This is a genomic window from Streptomyces harbinensis, from assembly GCF_900116145.1.
Lineage (GTDB): Bacteria > Actinomycetota > Actinomycetes > Streptomycetales > Streptomycetaceae > Streptomyces > Streptomyces carpaticus.
The window spans coordinates 29,906-49,565 of the sequence record NZ_FPAB01000012.1; the positions used below are offsets into that span (position 1 = coordinate 29,906).

Genomic DNA, 19,660 nt, shown 5'->3' on the forward strand with positions numbered 1-19,660 from the left:
GGCACGGACGATACACCAGCTCCGTCACTCAGCGCCATAGCCATTCAACCGAGAGTGATAATGAGGGGGACCCTCTGCACTGTGTGTAGCTTCCCCATCTCACTGTGTGAGGGAAGTGGCTGATGTGTCCTCCCCCGCCTCGGCCACCACGTACCGCAGCGGTTCCCCCGCCGCGAACCGTTCCAACTGCTGCCGCACCAGGCGCTCGGCGCGCGGCCGGAAGGCCGTCGACGGCCCGCCGACGTGCGGCGTGATCAGCACCCCAGGCGCCTGCCAGAGCGGGTGCCCGGCGGGCAGCGGCTCGGGGTCGGTGACATCGAGGGCGGCCCGCAGCCGGCCCGACTCCAGCTCCGCAAGCAGCGCGCCGGTGTCCACCACCGCGCCGCGCGAGACGTTCACCAGCAGGGCGCCGTCCGGCAGCGCGGCCAGGAACTCCGCGTCTACCAGGCCCCGGGTGGCGTCCGTCAGCGGCGTGGCCAGGAACACCACCTCGGCGCCGGGCAGCAGCTCCGGCAGCGCGGTGGCGGGATGCACCGGCCCGCGCCCGGTGGTACGGGCCCGGCCCGCGACCCGTACCACCTCGGCCGGCTCGAACGGCAGCAGCCGGTCCTCGATCGCGGCGCCGATCCCGCCGTAGCCGACGATCAGGACCCGGCGGTCGGCCAGCGAGGTCAGTATCCGGGTCCGCCAGCGCCCCTCGCCCTGGTCGCGGACCGCCTCGGGGACGCCGCGCAGCGCCGCGAGGGCGAGGGTGAGGGCGAGTTCGGCGGTGGAGGTGTTGTGCAGCGGCCCGGCGTTGCACAGCAAAGTCCCGGCGGGCAGCTCCGGGACGGCGGGCAGCATGTGGTCCACCCCGGCGGTCAGGGTCTGCACCACCCGCAGCCGGGGCATGTGCGGCAGCGGGCGCACCGCGACATGGGGGCCCTTCAGGTACGGCACCGTGTAGAACACACAATCGGCGGGGTCCGCCGGGAAATCCTCCGCGCCGTTCCAGTGCACGTAGCGGAGCGAGGCGGGCAGCGGGGCCAGTTCGCTGGGCGGCAGGGGCAGCCAGACATCTCCTGTGGTCATGGCCGCCAGGCTACGCGCGCCGTCCTTGGACGCCCCTTGCGGCGACGCTGTCGGGGCCGCCCGTTACGTTGGATGGCGCGGGTGGCGGGGGACATTGGGGAAGGAACGGTTCGGTGCGGTACAGGACGATCGGCACGGGGGCGGTCCGGGTTGCGGCCATCGGCCTGGGCTGCATGCCGATGAGCTGGGCGTATTCGGCCTCGCAGCGGGACAGGCAGGGGTCGCTGCGCACGGTGCGGGCGGCGCTGGACGCGGGCTGCACGGTGCTGGACACGGCCGACATGTACGGCCCCTACACCAACGAGCTGCTGCTGGGCCGGGTGTTGAGGGAGCGCAGGGACGAGGTGTTCCTGGCCGCCAAGTGCGGGCTGCTGGCCGGCGACCGGCACATCGTGGCCAACGGCCGCCCGGCGTACATCAAACGGGCCTGCGACGCCTCGCTGCGGCGGCTGCGCACCGATGTCATCGACCTGTACCAGCTGCACCGCATCGATCCCGAGGTGCCGGTCGAGGAGACCTGGGGGGCGATGTCGGAGCTGGTGGCGGCGGGGAAGGTACGGGCGCTCGGGCTGTGCGCGCTGGAACCGCGCGGCCGGCGCGGCCGGGGCGGCGGCGGGCCGGGCGGCGCGGTGGCGGACCGGTACGCACGGACGCTGCGGGTGCTGGCCCGCATCCAGCAGGTCTTCCCGGTGAACGCGGTGCAGGCGGAGCTGTCGGTGTGGTCGCCGGAGGCGCTGCGCGGGCTGCTGCCGTGGTGCGAGGCGCGGGGCATCGGGCTGCTGGCGGCGATGCCGCTGGGCAACGGTTTCCTCAGCGGCACGCTGACGCCGGGCGGCGGTTTCGAACCGGAGGATCTGCGGGCCAGGCACCCGCGCTTCACCGCCGAGATGATGGCGGCCAACCAGCCGCTGGTGGCCGGGCTGCGCCGGGTGGCGGCCCGTCACGACGGGGCGACGGCGGCGCAGGTGGCGCTGGCGTGGCTGCTGGCCCAGGGCCGCCACGTGGTGCCGATACCGGGCACCAAGCAGGAACACTGGGCCCGGGAGAACGCGGCGGCGAGCGAGCTGCGGCTGACGCCGCAGGACCTCGCGGAGATCGCGGCGCTGCCGCCCGCGCAGGGCTCCTGGGAGTGAGCGGACCGGGGCGCGCCCCCGGGCGGGCGGGCCGCCGTACGGGCCGGGTGCCCGCCGGGTGACCTCAGCCCTCGGCCGGGCTGGTCTGCGCCAGCAGGCCCAGCCGGTGGGCCAGGGCCGCCGCCTCGCCGCGGCCGGAGACCCCCAGCTTGGCCAGGATGTGCGAGACATGGACGCTGGCCGTCTTCGGTGAGATGAACAGCTCCTCGGCGATCTGCCGGTTGCTGCGCCCGGCGGCCACCAGCGCCAGTACGTCACGTTCCCGGGCGGTCAGCCCGCGGTCGTCCCGGGCGGGCGTCCGGGCCGCGGCGGCGGTCAGCGGCAGCCGGGCGCGCTGCGCCAGCAGTCCCGCCTCCCGCTCCAGCGGGGCCGCGCCCAGCGCGCGGGCGGCCTCGTACGCCCGGAGCAGCAGCGCCCCCGCGCCCTTGCGGTCGCCCTCGGTCAGGTGCGCCTCGGCGGCGTGGGCGCGGGCCTGGGCCAGCAGGTACGGGCGGTCCAGTTCCTCCAGGGCGGCCGTGGCCGCCGCCCAGTCCGCCGGCCGCGCGGTGCCCTCGGCGCGCCGCAGTTCGGCCTCGGTCAGCGCCGCGTGCGCCCGCCAGACCGGGTAGTCGCGGCGCAGCCCCGCCGCGTACCGGCGGATCAGCGCGGTCGCCTCGGCCCGTCCCGGGCCGGCCGCCGGTACCGTCGCCGCGTCGCCCTCGGCGACCGCCGCCGCGTGCACCAGCGGCCAGGTGTACGCGCCCGCCCCGGGGGAGCGTCCGGCGGCGGCCGCGTCGGCGAAGATCTGCCGGGCGTCCAGGATCCGGCCCCGGGCCGCTGCCAGCAGGAGCTTGCAGCGGGCGGCCGGGTGGGCGTGCTGGACGGACTGGTCGTACGCGTTGTACTGCTCGGTCATCACGGCGATCTCGGCCTCGGCCTCCGCGTGGTCGCCGCGTGCCAGCGCCAGCTGGGCGAGGAACTCCGCCGCCAGGGCCCGGTTCACCGGGGAGGCGGCGTCCCCGGCGGCGGCGCGGCCCGCCGCCCGGGCCTCCTCCCAGCGCCCCAGGGAGTACAGCGAGTCGCCCCGGTTGCGGTGCAGCCAGACCGCGGTCTGCCGCAGCCGCCAGCGGTCCGCCAGCTTCAGCGCCTCGTCCCCGACCTCCAGGGACTCCCGGGAGCGGCCCACGGTCTCCAGGATGGACTGGAGGTTCACATGGCTGCGGGTGAAGACGTTGACGTGGTGGCCCTCCTGGACCCGCTGGGCGGCGGCGCGCATCAGGGCGAGCCCTTCGTCGGCGTCCCCGGTCTCGGCCATCAGGCCGCCCCGGCTGACCAGGGCGTGCAGTTCGGCCTCCTCGTTGCCCATCGCCCGGGCCAGTTCCTCGGCCTGTTCCGCGGTCCGCAGCCCCCTGGGGCCGGCGTCGAAGAGCACCGCCCAGGTCGCCGCCTCGGTGAGGACGTGCGCGTGCGTGGGTGACGGTTCGTGGCCGGCGAGCAGCCGCTGCGCCCGGTCCAGTTCGTCCCAGCCGGTGCCCCGGGCCACGTACCGCATCATCTTGGCCTTCTGGGTCCAGAACCAGGCCGCGCGCAGCGGGTGGTCCAGTTCCTCGACGATGCGCAGGGCGCGCTTGACGACCGACAGCGCGCGTTCGGAGTCGCCCGTCAGCCGGGCGGCCACCGCGACCTCGGCCAGCACGTCCAGATGGCTGAGCGTCTCGTCCACGCAGTCGCACAGGGGGTACGACTCCACGTCCCGGGGCGGCCGTTGCGCCACCCGGACGGCCGGCGGGACGCTGTCCCACAGTTCCAGGACCCGCTCCAGCATCCGCAGCTGCTCGGCGTACGCGTGCCGGCTGCGCGCCTCGTCGGCGGCGCTGAGCGCGGCGGGCAGTGCCTTGGCGGGGTCCTGCGCCTGGTACCAGAATCCGGCGAGCCGGGCGGGGCGTTCGTCGGCGCCGACCAGGGTGGGGTCGGCCTCCAGGGCCTCGGCGTAGCGGCGGGAGAGCCGGGAGCGCTCGCCGGGCAGCAGGTCGTCGACGACGGCTTCGCGGACCAGCGCGTGCCGGAAGCGGTAGGTGTCGTCCTCGTCGGCGCGCAGCAGGTTGGCGCCGACGGCGGTGCGCAGGGCGTCGATCAGCTCGTCCTCGCCGGAGGGGACGACGGCGCGCAGCAGGGCGTGCTCGACGCGGGAGCCGCCCCGGGCGGCGATCCGGATCACGCGCTGGACGGTTTCGGGGAGCGCTTCGACGCGGACCAGGAGCAGGTCGCGGACCGAGTCGCTGAGCATGCCGGGGGCGCTGCCGCCGGTGAGGCAGCCGGCGAGTTCCTCGACGAAGAAGGCGTTGCCGTCGGAGCGCTGGTGGATTTGCTCGATGACGCGTTCGGGGGGCCGGCTGCCGTGGATGCCGGTCAGCTGGCGGCCGACCTCTTCCCGGCTGAAGCGTTCGAGTTCGATCCGCTCCACGGTGCGCAGCCGGTCCAGTTCGGCGAGGAACGGGCGCAGCGGGTGGCGGCGGTGGATGTCGTCCGAGCGGTAGGTCATGAGGAGCAGCACCCGGCCGGGGGGCAGGGAGCGCAGGAGGTAGCCGAGGAGTTCGCGGGTGGACCGGTCGGACCAGTGCAGGTCCTCGATGGCGAGCACGAGGGTGCGGCGCCTGGCGAGGGTGTCCAGCAGCCGGGCGGTGAGTTCGAAGAGCCGGCCGCGGGCCTCGCCGTCGCCGGCCGGGGCGGGCGGGGCGGCGGGGTCGCCGAGTTCGGGGAGGAGCAGGGCGAGTTCGCCGCCGAAGCCGCCCGCGGCCTCGGCCAGCTCGTCGCCGAGGCTGCGGGAGAGGCTGCGCAGCAGGGTGGAGACGGGGGCGAACGGCAGCCCGTCGGCGCCCGCCTCGACGCAGGCGCCGACGGCGGTGAGCGCGCCGGCGTCCCGGGCGCGCTCCAGCGTCTCCTCCAGCAGCCGGGTCTTGCCGACGCCGGCCTCGCCGCCGATGAGCACCGCCCGGGGGGCGCCGTCGGCGGCGGCGGCGAGCGCCCGGTCGAGCGCGGCGCTCTCCTCGGTGCGGCCGACGAAGACCGGGCTGACCGTTCTGATCTGCATATTCGGCAGGATCGCACATCCGTCCGACAGGATGCCGGGGGTTTTGGCGGCGGGCGGTCCCGCGGGGGCGGCGGGTGTCATGCGCGGGCCCGGAACCAGCGGCGGGGCCGGGAGGGGGCCCGTACGTTCCGTTCCGGGCGTTGTTCCTCCTCTTCCGTCTCCGCCGCCCGCCGCGCCGCGGCCCGCGCCCGGGTTCCTTGCCTGGCCGCGCGGATCAGGCGTTCCCGGTGTGCTTCGCGCCGCAGGGTGTCCATGCGTTCCCGGACGAGATCGATGTTCGTGTACATGAGTGGCCTCCGCCGTGGGATGTCCGGGGTTTCTGGATGGCTCCCACCCTGCTCGGGCAGGTGGGCCCGGGGCATCGGGCAGCGTCCGCATTCCGGCCGGCGGCGGGGGCCTTAGTCGCGGTGGCGGGGGTCGGGGGCGGCTAAGGCCCCTCCGTGGTTCCGTCGCGGAACCCGGGGAGCCACCCCATTCGTCCTTTCCGATGAGATGAGGATCGGTTCTCGACCCGGGAGGCGAGGATGCCCAATCCGTTCAGCCTGATGGAAGCGCTGTTCCGGCCCAGCGGGTACCACACCGAGGAGGAGAACTGGCGGCTGGAGTTCGACCGGGTCGACGAGGGCAACAACGCCCCCGGCGGCACCGGCCCCATCGATCTGGACTCCGGACGGGTCACCGTCAGCGTCCCGGGGCCCCCGTCGGCACCAGCCTGAGCCGGTGCGCCAGGGCCGCGGCCTCGCCGCGGCCCGTCACCGACAGCTTGGCCAGGATGTTCGAGACATGGACGCTGGCCGTCTTCGGCGAGATGAACAGCCGCTCGGCGATCTGCCGGTTGCTGCGGCCCTCCGCCACCAGCGCCAGCACCTCCCGCTCGCGCGGCGTGAGCCCGAACGGATCGGCGGGCTCGGCATCGTCGGGCCCGGCGGGCTCGGCGGGCTCCGCCGGCGGCAGCGCCGCGGGGGCCGCGACCGGCCGCCGCTCCCCCGTCAGCCGGGCCCGTGCGGCCAGCTGATCGATCCGCGCGGTGAGCGGCGCCGCGCCGAGCCCCTCCGCCGCCGTACGTGCCAGGACCAGCAGCCGGACGGCCCGCTCGCGTACGTCCGCCGCCGCCCCGTCCTCCGCCAGCAGCGCCTCCGCCCAGCTCACCCGGGCCTGCGCCAGGTGGTACGGGAGCCCCAGCGGCTCCAGACCGGCCACCGCCTCGGCCCACCGGGCCGCGGAGTCCCGGCCCTCCGCGCGCAGCAGCTCCACGTCCACCAGCCGGCCGAGGCCGGCCCACAGCGGGGCCCGGCGGGGCGCGGGCGCCATGGCCTCCCGGATCGCGGCCACCGCCTGCGCGCGGCCCGCGTCCGCCGCGGGCAGCCCGCGGGTACCGGACTCGGCGCGGGCCGCCGCGTCGAAGAGCCCCCACAGGGAGCTGGCGGTGAACGGCGGCAGGCCGTTCGCCGTCGCCACCCGGAACAGCTCGCGGGCCAGCCGGATGTCGCCGTCGTGCACGGCCAGCTCCAGTTCCACCCGGCTCAGTGCGATGAGGAAGTCCGAGCGCAGCTCCGGGGTGCGGAACCCGTCGCGGACGGCCGCCAGGGCGGCGCGGGCGGCCGGCACCTCGCCGCGCAGCAGCGCCAGCTGGGCGGCGAGCACGGTGGCGGCGGCCTGCGGCGTGTCCGAGCGGGCGCGCTCCCGGGCCAGCCGCACCGACGCCGCGCAGCCGGCCCAGTCGCCGCGCAGCAGCAGCACGGCGGCGCGGTTGGCGGCCAGCCACGCCTTGGTGTCCTCGAGACCGAAGCGGTCCGCCAGCGCGAAGCCCCGCTCGGTGGCCTCCAGCGAGGCGTCCGGCCGGCCGATCTCGCCGAGGGTGACAGCCGAATTGACCAGGCAGCGGCCGAGCAGGGACACCTCGCCCCGGTCCACCACCCGCTGGAGCACCCGGCCCATCTCCGCGACGCCGTCCTCGGTCGACCCGGCCTCGGCGTGCAGACAGGCCAGGGTGAAGCGGGCGTACAGCTCGATGGACTCGACCTCCACCAGCCGGGCCATCGACAGCGCCCGCTCGGCCGCCTCGAACATCTGCGGCCCCACCGGCTCCCCCGAGGTCTGCCGGGCGGCGTTCAGGGCCAGCACCTGGGCGTGCACCACGGACGGCGGCAGCCCGCGCACCAGCTCCATGGCCCGGTGCAGTTCGGCACGGCCGTCGCTGCGGGAGGGCCCGTTGTCCATCCGTGAGCGCTGGAGCCAGAACCAGGCGGTGCGCAGCGGCTCGCGGCGCTCGTCCAGCCGGCGCAGCGCCCGCCGGCTGATGGCCAGCGCCCGGTCGTAGCTCTCGGCCAGCAGCGCCGCCATCGTCGCCTCGGCCAGCAGATCGACGTGGTCCAGGGCGCCGCCGCGGCCCGTCCCCGGATAGACCCAGATGTAGTCCACCGGGCGCAGTCCCGCGCGGACGGCGGGCGACACCGCGTCCCACAGTTCCAGGGCGCGTTCCAGCAGGCCCAGCTGCTCGGCGAAGGCGTAGCGGCGGCGGGCGTGGACGGCGGCCTCCAGGACGGCGGGCAACGCCTGCTCCCGCACCCCGGCGTGGTACCAGTACCCCGCGAGCCGGGCGGCGCGCTGGTCCTCGGGGACGGCGTGCGGCGCCCGCTCCAGGCCGCGCGCGTAGCGGAGGCTGAGCTGGGCGCGCTCGCCGGGCAGCAGATCGTCCAGCACCGCCTCGCGGGTCAGCGCGTGCCGGAAGGTGTAGCCGTCGCCGTCGGGGGTGGGCACCAGCAGATGGGCGCCGACTGCGGTACGCAGCGCGGCCAGCAGCTCGCCCTCGGCGCAGTCGGCGGTCTCGGCCAGCAGGGCGTGCTCCACGAACGGACCGCCGGCGGCCACCGTCCGCAGTACCTCCTGCGCCTCGTCCGGCAGGCTCTCCAGGCGCACCAGCAGCAAATCGCGCAGTGACGGGCTCATCCCGCGCACCGTGGCGCCGTCGGCGGTCAGTTCCTCGACGAAGAACGGATTGCCCTCGGAGCGCTCGTACACCGACCGGGCCAGCGCGGGTTCCGGTACGGCGCCGGTGATCGCGGTCATCTGGGCGATCACCTCCCGCTCGGTGAACCGGGCCAGATCCAGGCGCCGAACGGTGCGCAGCCGGTCCAGGCCGGCCAGGAACGGCCGCAGCGGATGGCGGCGGTGCAGGTCGTCGGCGCGGTAGGTGGTTACCAGCAGCAGGTGGGAGTGCTGGAGCGAGCGGAAGAGGTAGCCGAGCAGTTCCCGGGTGGAGCGGTCCGACCAGTGCAGATCCTCCACCGCGACGACCAGCGGGCGATCGGCGCGGGCCAGCCGCTCCAGCAGCCGGGCGGTCGCCTCGAACAGCCGCGTCCGGTCCGGCTCCGGCCCGGTGGCCGGCCCCGTGTCGCCCAGGCCGGGCAGCAGCCGGGCCAGCTCGGTCTCCCGCCCGCCGGCCGCCTCGATCAGTTCGCCGCCCAGCCGACGGTGCAGGGCGCGCAGCAGCGTGGTGAAGGGTGCGAAGGGCAATCCGTCCGCGCCCTGTTCGACGCAGCCGCCGACCGCCGTGACCGCACCGTCCTCCCGGGCGGCGGCGAGGAACTCCTCCACCAGCCGCGTCTTGCCCACGCCTGCCTCGCCGCCGACGACGACGATCTGCGGCTCACCGGCAACCGCCCGCTCCAAGCCGGCCGCCAGGACGCTGCGTTCGGCCTCCCGGCCGATGAACACGGGGCTGATCCGCTGACTGTCCACCTGCCCGAGCATGGCACGGCCGGCCGGGGCCGGGACAGCGGAAATGGGGAGCCCCGGCCCGTTCACGCCGCCGTCGACCAGCCCGACCGGGCGGTGCGCTCTCCGGCGGAGGCGGAGGCAGAGGCGGACGCCGGGCGCTCCGCCGGCTCCTCCTTCTTCTTCTCCGCCTTCTTCTCCGCCGCTGCCGCCCGCCGGGAGCGGCGGTGTTCGGCGGCGGCCCGCTCCAGCTCGGCGGCCCGGTGCTTGTGCAGTGTGTACTCCATGATCAAGGTGTCCGTCTCCCGGTGGGGGTCGTCGATCCGATGCCTCCACTGTGCGCGGGCGGCCCCGGCGGGCACATCGGGAGAACGCCCCGGAGCGGGCCCCCGGGGGGCCTTATTCCGGAGGCCGGGGGGCCTTAGGCCCCCACAACCGCGGGGCGAACCACGCCGTACACACCGGTGGGGCGGCACCGTCCTCCCGGACCGTGCCGCCCCACCGGGTGCGGGATCAGCGCGCGGGCGCTCAGCCCTGGACGCCGAGGCGCTCCAGGATCAGCTCCCGGGCGCGCGCCGCGTCCGCCTGGCCGCGGGTGGCCTTCATGACCGCGCCGACCAGCGCGCCCGCCGCCGCGACCTTGCCGCCGCGGATCTTGTCCGCCACGCCCGGGTTGGCGGCGATCGCCTCGTCGACGGCGGCGCCCAGCGCGCCCTCGTCCTTGACGATCTTCAGCCCGCGGGCCTCGACGACCTCGTCCGGACCGCCCTCGCCCGCCAGTACGCCCTCGATGACCTGCCGGGCCAGCTTGTCGTTCAGCGAACCCTCGGCCACCAGCGCCGCGATCCGGGCGACCTGCCCGGGCGTCACCGGCAGCGCCGCCAGCTCGGTGCCCGCCTCGTTCGCCCGCCGGGCCAGCTCACCCATCCACCACTTGCGCGCCGCCGCCTGATCCGCGCCCGCCGCGATGGTGGCCGTGATCAGCTCGATGGCGCCGGCGTTGAGCGCCGACTGCATCTCGTGCTCCGAGATGCCCCACTCCTCGCGCAGCCGGTTGCGCCGCGCCCGGGGCAGCTCGGGAAGCTCGGCGCGCAGCTGCTCGACCCACTCCCTGGGCGGGGCCACCGGCACCAGGTCCGGCTCGGGGAAGTAGCGGTAGTCCTCCGCCTCCTCCTTCACCCGGCCGGAGGTGGTGGAGCCGTTGTCCTCGTGGAAGTGCCGGGTCTCCTGGACGATCGTGCCGCCGCCGTCCAGGACCGCCGCGTGCCGCTGGATCTCGAACCGCACCGCGCGCTCGACGCTGCGCAGCGAGTTCACGTTCTTGGTCTCGCTGCGGGTACCGAACGCCTCCCGCCCGTGCGGGCGCAGCGACACGTTCACGTCGCAGCGCATCTGGCCCATCTCCATCCGGGCCTCGGAGACGCCGAGCGCCTTGATCAGCTCGCGCAGCTCGGCGACGTACGCCTTGGCCACCTCGGGCGCCCGCTCCCCCGCGCCGGTGATCGGCTTGGTGACGATCTCGATCAGCGGGATGCCGGCCCGGTTGTAGTCGAGCAGCGAGTGCGAGGCGCCGTGGATGCGGCCGGCCGCGCCACCGATGTGGGTGGACTTGCCGGTGTCCTCCTCCATGTGGGCGCGCTCGATCTCCACCCGGAAGACGGTGCCGTCCTCCAGCTGCACGTCGAGGTAGCCGTTGAACGCGATCGGCTCGTCGTACTGCGAGGTCTGGAAGTTCTTCGGCATGTCCGGATAGAAGTAGTTCTTCCGGGCGAACCGGCACCACGGCGCGATCTCGCAGTTCAGCGCGAGACCGATCCGGATGGCGGACTCCACGCCCACGGCGTTGACCACGGGCAGCGCCCCGGGCAGCCCCAGACAGGTGGGGCAGGTCTGGGAGTTCGGCTCGGCGCCGAGGGTGGTGGCGCAGCCGCAGAACATCTTGGTCGCGGTGCCGAGTTCGACATGGACCTCCAGGCCCATGACGGGGTCGTAGGAGGCCAGGGCGTCCTCGTACGACACCAGGTCGTCAGTCACGGTCACGGGGTCGTACCTCTCGCACGCTGTCGGTCAGCTCGGGGAGGTCGACATCCGCCTCCCGGTTGATACGGCGCAGCTCCCGGCTCAGCAGGGCGATACCGGTGACCAGGCCGGCGGCCGAGATGATGGCGTCGGCCATCTCCAGCGGGTCGCGCTCCGCGCGGGCGGTGCGCAGCTGCTTCACCACGCCGAACGCGCCGAAGAGCGTGGCGCCGATCGACAGGTACGTTCCGGCCTTGGACTTGGGCTTCTTGGTCATAGCGCGGGTGCCTCCTCCAGCAACGGGTGTCCCCAGCGTGCCCGGAAGGCGGCCTCGACCGCCGCTCCCACGCGGTACAGCCGCTCATCGGCCATCGCGGGGGCGATGATCTGCAGGCCCACCGGCAGCCCGTCCTCGTCCGCCAGGCCGCAGGGCAGCGACATGGCGGCGTTGCCGGCCAGGTTGGTGGGGATGGTGCACAGGTCGGCCAGGTACATGGCCATCGGGTCGTCCACCCGCTCGCCGATCGCGAACGCGGTGGTCGGGGTGGTCGGCGAGATCAGCACGTCGACGTCGCCGAACGCCCGCTCGAAGTCGCGGCTGATGAGGGTGCGCACCTTCTGGGCGCTGCCGTAGTACGCGTCGTAGTAGCCCGAGGACAGGGCGTACGTACCGAGCATGATGCGCCGCTTGACCTCGTCGCCGAAGCCGGCGCCGCGGGTGAGGGTGGTGACCTCCTCGGCGGAGCGCCCGCCGGTGTCGCCGACCCGCAGCCCGTAGCGCATGGCGTCGAAGCGGGCCAGGTTGGAGGAGCACTCGGAGGGGGCGATGAGGTAGTAGGCGGCCAGGGCCTTGTCGAAGGACGGGCAGGACACCTCGACGACCTCGGCGCCCAGCTCGCGCAGCAGCTCGACGGACTCGTCGAAGCGCGCCATCACCCCGGCCTGGTAGCCCTCGCCGCGGAACTCCTTCACCACGCCGACGCGCAGCCCGGCCACCGAGCCGTTGCGCGCCGCCTCGACGACCGCGGGCACCGGGGCGTCGATGGAGGTGGAGTCCAGCGGGTCGTGACCGGCGATCGCCTCGTGCAGCAGCGCGGCGTCCAGCACCGTGCGGGCGCACGGGCCGCCCTGGTCGAGGGAGGAGGAGAAGGCGATCATGCCGTAGCGGGAGACCCCGCCGTAGGTGGGCTTGACGCCGACGGTGCCGGTGACGGCGGCGGGCTGCCGGATCGAGCCGCCGGTGTCGGTGCCGATCGCCAGCGGCGCCTGGTAGGAGGCGATCGCGGCGGCCGAGCCGCCGCCGGAGCCGCCGGGGATGCGGGTGAGGTCCCACGGGTTGCCGGTGGGGCCGTAGGCGCTGGTCTCGGTGGAGGACCCCATGGCGAACTCGTCCATGTTGGTCTTGCCGAGGATCACGACGCCGGCCTCCTTGAGGCGGCGGGTGACGGTGGCGTCGTACGGCGGGATCCAGCCTTCGAGGATCTTCGAACCGCAGGTGGTGGGCACGCCCTCGGTAGTGAAGATGTCCTTCAGCGCGAGCGGGACGCCGGCCAGCGGGCCGAGCTTCTCGCCCGCGGCGCGGCGGGCGTCGACGGCGCGGGCCTGTTCGAGCGCGCCCTCGCGGTCCACGTGGAGGAAGGCGTGCACCTTCTCGTCGACGGCCTCGATGCGGGCCAGGTGCGCCTCGGTGACCTCGGTGGCGGTGACGGTGCCGTCGGCCACCTGGGCGGCGATCTCGGCGGCGGTGCGGTGGATCACGTCGGTCATGCTTCCTCCCCGAGGATCTGGGGGACCTTGAAGCGCTGCTGGGCGGCGGCGGGCGCGCCGGACAGGGCCTGCTGCGGGGTGAGCGAGGGCCGTACCTCGTCCGGGCGCATGACGTTGGTCAGCGGCAGCGGGTGGGAGGTCGGGGGCACATCCTGGTCGGCGACATCGGAGACGCGGGCGACCGCGCCGATGATGTCGTCGAGCTGCCCGGCGAAGTGGTCGAGCTCTTCGTCCGTCAGCTCCAGACGTGCCAGCCGGGCGAGGTGGGCGACCTCCTCGCGCGTGATGCCTGGCATGCGGCGATCCTCATGGTTGGGAAGGGGCTGGTTTCGGCTCCAATCCTATGGGTCCGGCGAGGGCGCCCGCGCGCGCGTTGCGGCGGGGGCCGGCCGGGGCCGCCGCCGGGCGCCGGGGCGGGGCGGGCGGCGGCCCGGTGCTCAGCGCACCGGCTGGTGCTCGGAGGGGAGTTCACCGGCCTGCGCGGCCCGGGCCCGGCCCGCCCCGGCGGTGCCGGCGGCCCGGGCGGCCTCGGCGGGGGGCGGGTCGGCGTCGCGGCCCCGCAGCCAGGCGGTGGCCTCGGCGGGTGGCAGGGCGGCGGAGACCAGCCAGCCCTGTACGGCGTCGCAGCCCATGTCGCGCAGCCGCTCCCAGGTCTCGTCGTCCTCGACGCCCTCGGCCACCACGACCAGGCCCAGGGAGTGGGCGAGTTCGATGGTGCAGCGGACGATCTCGGCGTTCTGCGGATCGATGGCCAGACCGGCGACGAACGAGCGGTCGATCTTCAGTTCGCTGACCGGCAGGGTCCGCAGGTAGGAGAGGGAGGAGTAGCCGGTGCCGAAGTCGTCCAGGGAGATCTTCACCCCGTGGCCGGTCAGCTCGGCCAGGGTGCCGGCGGCGTGCTGCGGGTCCTCCAGCATCACGTGCTCGGTGATCTCCAGCTGGAGCGATCCGGCGGGCACCCGGTGCCGGGCGAGCCGGGCGGCCACGGATTCGGTGAAGCCGTCGGCGTACACGTCCCGGGGCGAGACGTTGACCGCCACCGGGACGGTCAGCCCGGCCGCGCGCCAGCGGGCCACCTGGTGCAGGGCCTGCTCCAGCACGTACTCGGTGAGCTGCGGCATCAGGCCGGAGGTCTCGGCGATGGCGATGAACTCGTCCGGGGGCACCCGGCCGCGCTCGGGGTGCGCCCAGCGGATGAGCGCTTCGAGGCCGGCGACGGCGCCGTCGAAGCGGACCTTGGGCTGGTAGTGCAGCTCCACCTCGCCGCGTTCCAGGGCGTGCCGCAGATCGCCGAGCAGGCCGAGCCGGTCGGGGGTGTGCGCGTCGCGGCTGGCCTCGTACACCTCCACGCCGCTGCGGTCGCGCTTGGCGCCGTACATGGCGACATCGGCGCGGCGCAGCAGGTCCTCGGCCTCCTCGGCCTGGTCGGGGGCGACGGCGACGCCGGCGCTGGCCTCCATGACCAGGGTGAGGCCGTCGAGTTCGAGCGGGGCGCTGAGCGAGCCGATGAGGGAGCGGGCGGTCTGCCGGGCGGCGCCGGCGGATTCGACGCCGGGCAGCAGGACGGCGAACTCGTCGCCGCCGAGCCGGGCGGCCACCGCGTCCGGCGGGAGGCCGGCGCGTATCCGGTCGGCGATCTGCAGCAGCAGCCGGTCGCCGGTGAGATGGCCGAGGGTGTCGTTGACGTCGCGGAAGCTGTCGAGGTCGATCAGCACCAGGGCGCAGCGGGTGCCGCCGCCGGGCCGGGCTTGGGCGCACTCCTCCAGGGCGGCGCGGGTGCGCTCCAGCAGCCACTGCCGGTTGGGCAGGCCGGTGAGCGGGTCGAGCAGTTGCTCCTCGGCGCGGGCGTTGGCCAGCCACAGGGTGCGGTCGAGCGCGATCAGCGGGACCGCAAACATCGGGATGAGCAGCGGGACCTCGGCGGCGACCACGACGATCAGCGGGGCGAAGCAGAGCAGGGCGAGCGCGATCATGCCCTGCCGGACCAGGGCGACGGCGGTGAGCGCGGGCCCGGCGGACGGCAGGGCGGCCGAGGGGGTGTCGCACACCCAGTGCAGGGTGCGGGAGACCACCAGGTAGGCGATCGCGCCCAGCAGCAGCTGGACGAGCATGGCGCCGGTCCAGTCGTCCGGGTGCCAGGGGTGGGCCACGCTGGGGCGCACGCCGAAGACGGCGAGGGTCAGCCCGGCGGCGCCCACGCCCAGGATGTCGATGGCCCCGTGCACCAGGGCCTGCCGTCTGCGGTCGCGACGGGCCGCGCCGACCAGGGTGACGACGGCGAGGCTGATGAGCAGCGCGGGGACCCAGCCGTACTGGAGCAGCATGGCCAGGGCCAGGGCGGCGCCGGAGCCGGAGTTGCCCCACCAGCGGTCGCCGCGTACGGCGACGAGGTGGGTGACGACGGCTCCGGTGAGCAGCGCGAACCCTAATCCGGCGCGGGCGCCGGGGAACAGGCCGTGTCCCTCGGCGACCACCCGCCAGACGCCGATGAGCAGGGCGATCGCGGCGACGGTGAGCACGGCGGACCGGGTGTACCGGGCCAGCCACGCGCAGCCGCGCCGCTGGGTCGGTCTTCCCGTGGGGGCTGACTGCATGCGGGTCCCTCTCACGGCTTCCTTGCCCGCGCCGGGGCAGGCACACCCTCCACACTAGGCCGAGGGGTGGCCGTGCGTGCGTCCGGTGGCGGAAAGTCGGGCGTTTTCTTCACACCGACCGGGCGATCGCCGCGTTCCCCGGCGGATTCCGCTGCCCCGTGTCACCTCCGGGTCATCGTCCGTCACGGCAGGGCTATTTCGCCCCGTCCGCCGGCTTCTGCACGGTTTCACCCGCCCCTTCGGCCTCCGGTGCCGCCTCCTCGCCCACCACCAGGGCGACTTCACGGGCGGCGTCGGCGCCCTGTTCGAGCAGGACGGCGAAGCCCTCCTCGTCCAGCACGGGGACCTTGAGGGCAACGGCCTTGTCGTACTTGGAGCCCGGGCTCTCCCCCACCACCACGAATCCGGTCTTCTTGGAGACGGACCCGGTCACCTTCGCGCCCCGGCTCTGGAGCGCCTCCTTGGCGCCGTCGCGGGTGTGCGAGCCGAGGGTGCCGGTGACGACCACGGTGACGCCCTCCAGCGGGCGCGGGCCGCTCTCCTCGCCGGCGCCCTCGTCCTCCATCCGCACCCCGGCGGCCCGCCACCGCTCGACGATCTCGCGGTGCCAGTCGACGGCGAACCAGTCCTTGAGCGAGGCGGCGATCGTCGGGCCGACGCCTTCGGTGGCGGCCAGCTCCTCCTCACCGGCCGCCATGATCCGGTCCAGCGAGCGGAATTCGCGTGCCAGTGCCTGCGCCGCCACCGGGCCCACGTGCCGGATGGAGAGACCGGTGATGATCCTGGCCAGCGGCTGCCGCTTGGCGCCCTCGATGGCCTCCAGCATGGCGAGGGTGTTCTTCTTCGGCTCGCCCTGCTGGTTGGCGAAGAAGCTGACCACCTTCGGCTCGCCGGTCTCCGGGTCGCGCTTGGGCAGCCCGGTGTCCTGGTCGAGCACATAGGAGGTGATGGGCAGCAGTTCCTCGACCCGCAGGTCGAACAGGCCGCCCTCGTCGCGCAGCGGCGGGTCGGCCGGCTGGAGCGGCTGGGTGAGGGCGGTGGCGGCCACGTACCCGAAGTGGTCGATGTCCAGGCACTTGCGGCCGGCCAGGTAGTACAGCCGCTCCCGCAGCTGGGCCGGACACGAGCGGGCGTTGGGGCAGCGCAGGTCGATGTCCCCTTCCTTGGCCGGGCTCAGCGCCGTGCCGCACTCGGGGCACTCGGCGGGCATCACGAACTCCCGCTCGCTGCCGTCGCGCAGATCGGCCACCGGGCCCAGGATCTCCGGGATCACGTCCCCGGCCTTGCGCAGCGCGACGGTGTCGCCGATGAGGACGCCCTTGGCCTTGACCACCTGCTGGTTGTGCAGGGTGGCGAACTCCACCTCGGAGCCGGCCACGGTGACCGGCTCCACCACGGCGTACGGGGTGACGCGGCCGGTGCGCCCGACGCCGACCCGGATGTCCACCAGCTTGGTGTTGACCTCCTCCGGCGGGTACTTCCAGGCGATCGCCCAGCGCGGGGCGCGCGAGGTGGAGCCGAGCCGCCCCTGGAGCGGGATCTCGTCCAGCTTCACCACGACGCCGTCGATCTCGTGCTCGACGGCGTGCCGGTGCTCCCCGTAGTAGGCGATGAACGCCCGCACCCCGTCCAGGGAGGTGACCACCTTGGCGGCCCGGGCGGTGGGCAGGCCCCACTCCTCCAGCAGTTCGTAGGCGTGCGAGAGCCGGTCGATGTCGAAGCCCTCGCGGGCGCCGATGCCGTGCACCACCATCCGCAGCGGCCGGGAGGCGGTGACCTTCGGGTCCTTCTGGCGCAGCGAACCGGCCGCGGCGTTGCGCGGGTTGGCGAACGGTTTCTCCCCGGCGGCCACCAGACGGGCGTTCAGCTCCTCGAAGCGCTCCATCGGGAAGAACACCTCGCCGCGGATCTCCACCAGCGCCGGCACCCGTTCACCGCGCAGCCGGGTGGGGATCTCCTCGATGGTGCGGACGTTGGGGGTGATGTCCTCGCCGGTGCGGCCGTCCCCGCGGGTGGCGGCGCGGGTGAGCCGGCCGTGCTCGTAGGTGAGGTTGACGGCGAGGCCGTCCACCTTCAGCTCGCACAGGAAGTGGTACGGGATGCCGTCCAGCTCGTCGGCGATCCGGTCCGCCCAGGTGTCCAGCTCGCCGTCGTCGAAGGCGTTGTCCAGCGAGAGCATGCGCTCGGCGTGCTCGACGGAGGTGAACTCCGTCTCGTACGCGCCGGCCACCTTCTGGGTGGGCGAGTCGGGGGTGCGCAGCTCGGGGTGGGCCTCCTCCAGCTCCTGGAGTTCGCGCAGCAGCGCGTCGAACGCGGCGTCGCTGATCACCGGGGTCTTCACGTAGTAGCGGAAGCGGTGCTCCTCGACCTGCTCAGCGAGCCGGGCGTGTCGCTCCCGCGCCTCGGCGGGCACTGCTGACTGCTGTTCGACCGACACCGTCTTGTCTCCGTCCTCACTCAGGGTTGTCCGCGAGGGATCTCGCCGCCCGGACGCAATGCGCCAGCGCCGCCCGGGCGTACGCCGGGGAGGCGCCCGCGAGTCCGCACACCGGGGTGATCACCACGGACTCGCTGAGCAGCCCAGGTGACAGCCCCAGCCTGCGCCACAGCGTCCTGACCCCACTGACCGTACCGGCCGGGTCCGACAATTCCTCCGGTCGCTCGCCGGTGCCGGGTACGACTCCGAAGAGCAGGGACATACCGTCCTCCGCCGCCTCGCCGATCGCGTCGTCCTCACGCTCGGTGAGCAGCGAGAAGTCCAGGGAGACGCCGTCGGCCCCGGCCCGGCGCAACAGCGGGACGGGGACGCCGGGGGCGCAGGAGTGGACGACGACGGCGGCGCCGGCCGCGTGGCCGACCTCGACGAGGTCGCGCAGCGCGCCCTCGGCGACCGCGCGGTCCACGGCGCGGTGGGTGCGGTAACCGCTGGCGGTGGGCACGGCGCCGTGCAGGACGGCGGTCAGGGCGGGTTCGTCCAGCTGGAGCACGGGGTGGGCGCCGGGGACCCGGCGGCGTACCTCGGCGAGGTGGCCGCGCAGTCCTTCGGCGAGGGAGGCGGTCAGATCGCGGCAGGCGCCCGGGTCGCCGAGCATGGCCTCGCCGGTGCGGCGTTCGACGGTGGCGGCCAGGGTCCACGGTCCGACGGCGGAGATCTTCAGGGCGCCGGAGTAGCCCTGGGTGAACTCCTCCAGGGCGTCGAGGTCTTCGCGCAGCCAGGCGCGGGCGCGGCGGGTGTCGCGGCCGGGGCGGTCGCTGATCCGCCAGCCGCTGGGTTCCAGATGGACGTACAGCTCGGCCAGCATCCCGGCGGTGCGCCCGGTCATGTCGGCGCCGGGGCCGCGTGCGGGGAGTTCGGGGAGGTGGGGCAGGGCTTCCAGGGAGCCGGTGACGGTGCGCACCGACTCCCTGATGTCCTCGCCGGGCATGGAGCCGATCCCGGTGGCCGTGGCCGGGCCCCCGGGGCGTCGCGGGATGGTCGCCGTGTCGTGGTTCGCCGTGTCGTTCACCCCGGCAGCCTACGAGTCCGGCGGGGGTGCGGGGTCGCGGCGGTCAGCCGGTGGGGCGGACGGAGAGGTCGGTGATCTCGGCGCCGTGCGGCAGGTCGAGGGCGGTGAGGATGGTGGTGGCGACGGATCCGGGCGTCATCCAGCGGTCCGGGTCGTACTCCTTGCCCTCCTGCTGGTGCACCTTGGCCTGCATGGGGGTGGCGGTGCGTCCGGGGTAGACGGTGGTGACGCGGACGCCGTGGCCCGCCTCCTCGGCGCGCAGCGCGTCGGCGAGGGCCTTGAGGCCGTGCTTGCTGGCGGCGTAGGCACCCCACTGGGCGTGGGCGCGCAGCCCGGCGCCGGAGTTGACGAACAGCACGTGGCCCCGGGCGGCGCGTACCTGGGGCAGCAGGAGGCGGGTGAGTTCGGCGGGGGCGACGAGGTTGGCGGCGAGGGTGGCCTGCCAGACCTTGGGGGTGAGGTCGCCGACGGTGCCGAGGTCGACGACGCCGGCGATGTGCAGGAGGGAGTCGACGCGGTCGGGGAGGGTCTGGTGGCCGAGGGCCCAGGAGAGCCGGGCGGGTTCGGCGAGGTCGCCGACGAGGGTGCGGGCGCCGGGGAAGCGGTCGCGCAGTTCGCCGGCGCGGCCGGCGTCGCGGGCCCACAGCCACAGTTCGTCCCCGCGTTCGGCGAGGCGTTCGGCGACGGCGGTGCCGATCCCGGAACCCGCGCCTGTGATCACATGCGTTGCCATACGAGCATGGTCTCCTACGGGCAGGACCGGTTCGGCAGTGGGAGGCGGCG

15 protein-coding genes are annotated in these 19,660 nt (G+C 74.6%); 2 read left to right on the top strand and 13 right to left on the bottom strand.

Features of this window, described 5'->3' with window-relative positions:
• Positions 1-99: 99 nt before the first annotated feature.
• On the bottom strand, positions 100-1,071 hold the full coding sequence (locus BM385_RS24200) for a 2-hydroxyacid dehydrogenase (RefSeq protein WP_093844362.1): 972 nt from the start codon (positions 1,069-1,071) through the stop codon (positions 100-102).
• Between the two features lie 113 nt (positions 1,072-1,184).
• Between BM385_RS24200 and BM385_RS24205 the strand changes: the two genes are divergently transcribed.
• On the top strand, positions 1,185-2,204 hold the full coding sequence (locus BM385_RS24205) for an aldo/keto reductase (protein WP_019434256.1): 1,020 nt from the start codon (positions 1,185-1,187) through the stop codon (positions 2,202-2,204).
• 64 nt (positions 2,205-2,268) lie between these two features.
• Here the strand turns inward: BM385_RS24205 and BM385_RS24210 are convergent, their stop codons facing one another.
• Positions 2,269-5,274 (bottom strand): helix-turn-helix transcriptional regulator, encoded by a 3,006-nt coding sequence (locus BM385_RS24210; protein ID WP_093844363.1) that lies wholly within the window; start codon positions 5,272-5,274, stop codon positions 2,269-2,271.
• A 77-nt stretch (positions 5,275-5,351) separates the two neighbouring features.
• Positions 5,352-5,561, bottom strand: coding sequence for a hypothetical protein (locus BM385_RS24215; protein WP_093844364.1), 210 nt, complete (start codon positions 5,559-5,561; stop codon positions 5,352-5,354).
• Positions 5,562-5,798: 237 nt separating this feature from the next.
• On the opposite strand from BM385_RS24215, the gene BM385_RS24220 reads away from it, so the two are divergent.
• Positions 5,799-5,990, top strand: a complete 192-nt coding sequence (locus BM385_RS24220; RefSeq protein ID WP_019434259.1) for a DUF6191 domain-containing protein — start codon at positions 5,799-5,801, stop codon at positions 5,988-5,990.
• Here the strand turns inward: BM385_RS24220 and BM385_RS28320 are convergent.
• The 10 genes from BM385_RS28320 to BM385_RS24270 all read right to left on the bottom strand — a co-directional run bounded on the left by BM385_RS28320 (position 5,956) and on the right by BM385_RS24270 (position 19,610).
• Positions 5,956-9,015, bottom strand: a complete 3,060-nt coding sequence (locus tag BM385_RS28320) for a helix-turn-helix transcriptional regulator (protein WP_302848661.1) — start codon at positions 9,013-9,015, stop codon at positions 5,956-5,958. The genes BM385_RS24220 and BM385_RS28320 overlap by 35 nt on opposite strands.
• 62 nt (positions 9,016-9,077) lie before the next feature.
• Positions 9,078-9,278: a hypothetical protein gene (locus BM385_RS24230; RefSeq protein ID WP_093844365.1), complete on the bottom strand. Its 201-nt coding sequence runs from the start codon at positions 9,276-9,278 to the stop codon at positions 9,078-9,080.
• 241 nt (positions 9,279-9,519) lie between these two features.
• Entirely contained in the window at positions 9,520-11,031 is a 1,512-nt protein-coding gene (gene gatB / locus BM385_RS24235) for an Asp-tRNA(Asn)/Glu-tRNA(Gln) amidotransferase subunit GatB (protein WP_093844366.1), read from the bottom strand.
• Positions 11,018-11,287 carry a hypothetical protein gene (locus BM385_RS24240; RefSeq protein ID WP_019434263.1) on the bottom strand — a complete coding sequence of 90 codons (270 nt, stop codon included), beginning with the start codon at positions 11,285-11,287 and terminating at the stop codon, positions 11,018-11,020. Before BM385_RS24240 ends, gatB begins: the two co-directional genes overlap by 14 nt.
• Positions 11,284-12,777 (bottom strand): Asp-tRNA(Asn)/Glu-tRNA(Gln) amidotransferase subunit GatA, encoded by a 1,494-nt coding sequence (gene gatA / locus BM385_RS24245; RefSeq protein ID WP_019434264.1) that lies wholly within the window; start codon positions 12,775-12,777, stop codon positions 11,284-11,286. The genes BM385_RS24240 and gatA overlap by 4 nt, the downstream gene beginning before the upstream one ends.
• A complete protein-coding gene (gatC, locus tag BM385_RS24250; RefSeq protein ID WP_019434265.1) occupies positions 12,774-13,073 on the bottom strand; it encodes an Asp-tRNA(Asn)/Glu-tRNA(Gln) amidotransferase subunit GatC in 300 nt (99 codons plus the stop codon). Before gatC ends, gatA begins: the two co-directional genes overlap by 4 nt.
• Positions 13,074-13,214: 141 nt before the next feature.
• Positions 13,215-15,371, bottom strand: coding sequence for a putative bifunctional diguanylate cyclase/phosphodiesterase (locus BM385_RS24255; protein ID WP_302848662.1), 2,157 nt, complete (start codon positions 15,369-15,371; stop codon positions 13,215-13,217).
• 193 nt (positions 15,372-15,564) lie between these two features.
• Complete coding sequence (ligA, locus tag BM385_RS24260; RefSeq protein WP_093844367.1) at positions 15,565-17,808, bottom strand: NAD-dependent DNA ligase LigA; 2,244 nt, start codon at positions 17,806-17,808, stop codon at positions 15,565-15,567.
• Between the two features lie 16 nt (positions 17,809-17,824).
• Complete coding sequence (locus BM385_RS24265; RefSeq protein ID WP_302848663.1) at positions 17,825-18,844, bottom strand: methionine synthase; 1,020 nt, start codon at positions 18,842-18,844, stop codon at positions 17,825-17,827.
• A 76-nt stretch (positions 18,845-18,920) separates the two neighbouring features.
• Entirely contained in the window at positions 18,921-19,610 is a 690-nt protein-coding gene (locus tag BM385_RS24270) for an SDR family oxidoreductase (protein ID WP_093844369.1), read from the bottom strand.
• Positions 19,611-19,660 lie beyond the last annotated feature (50 nt).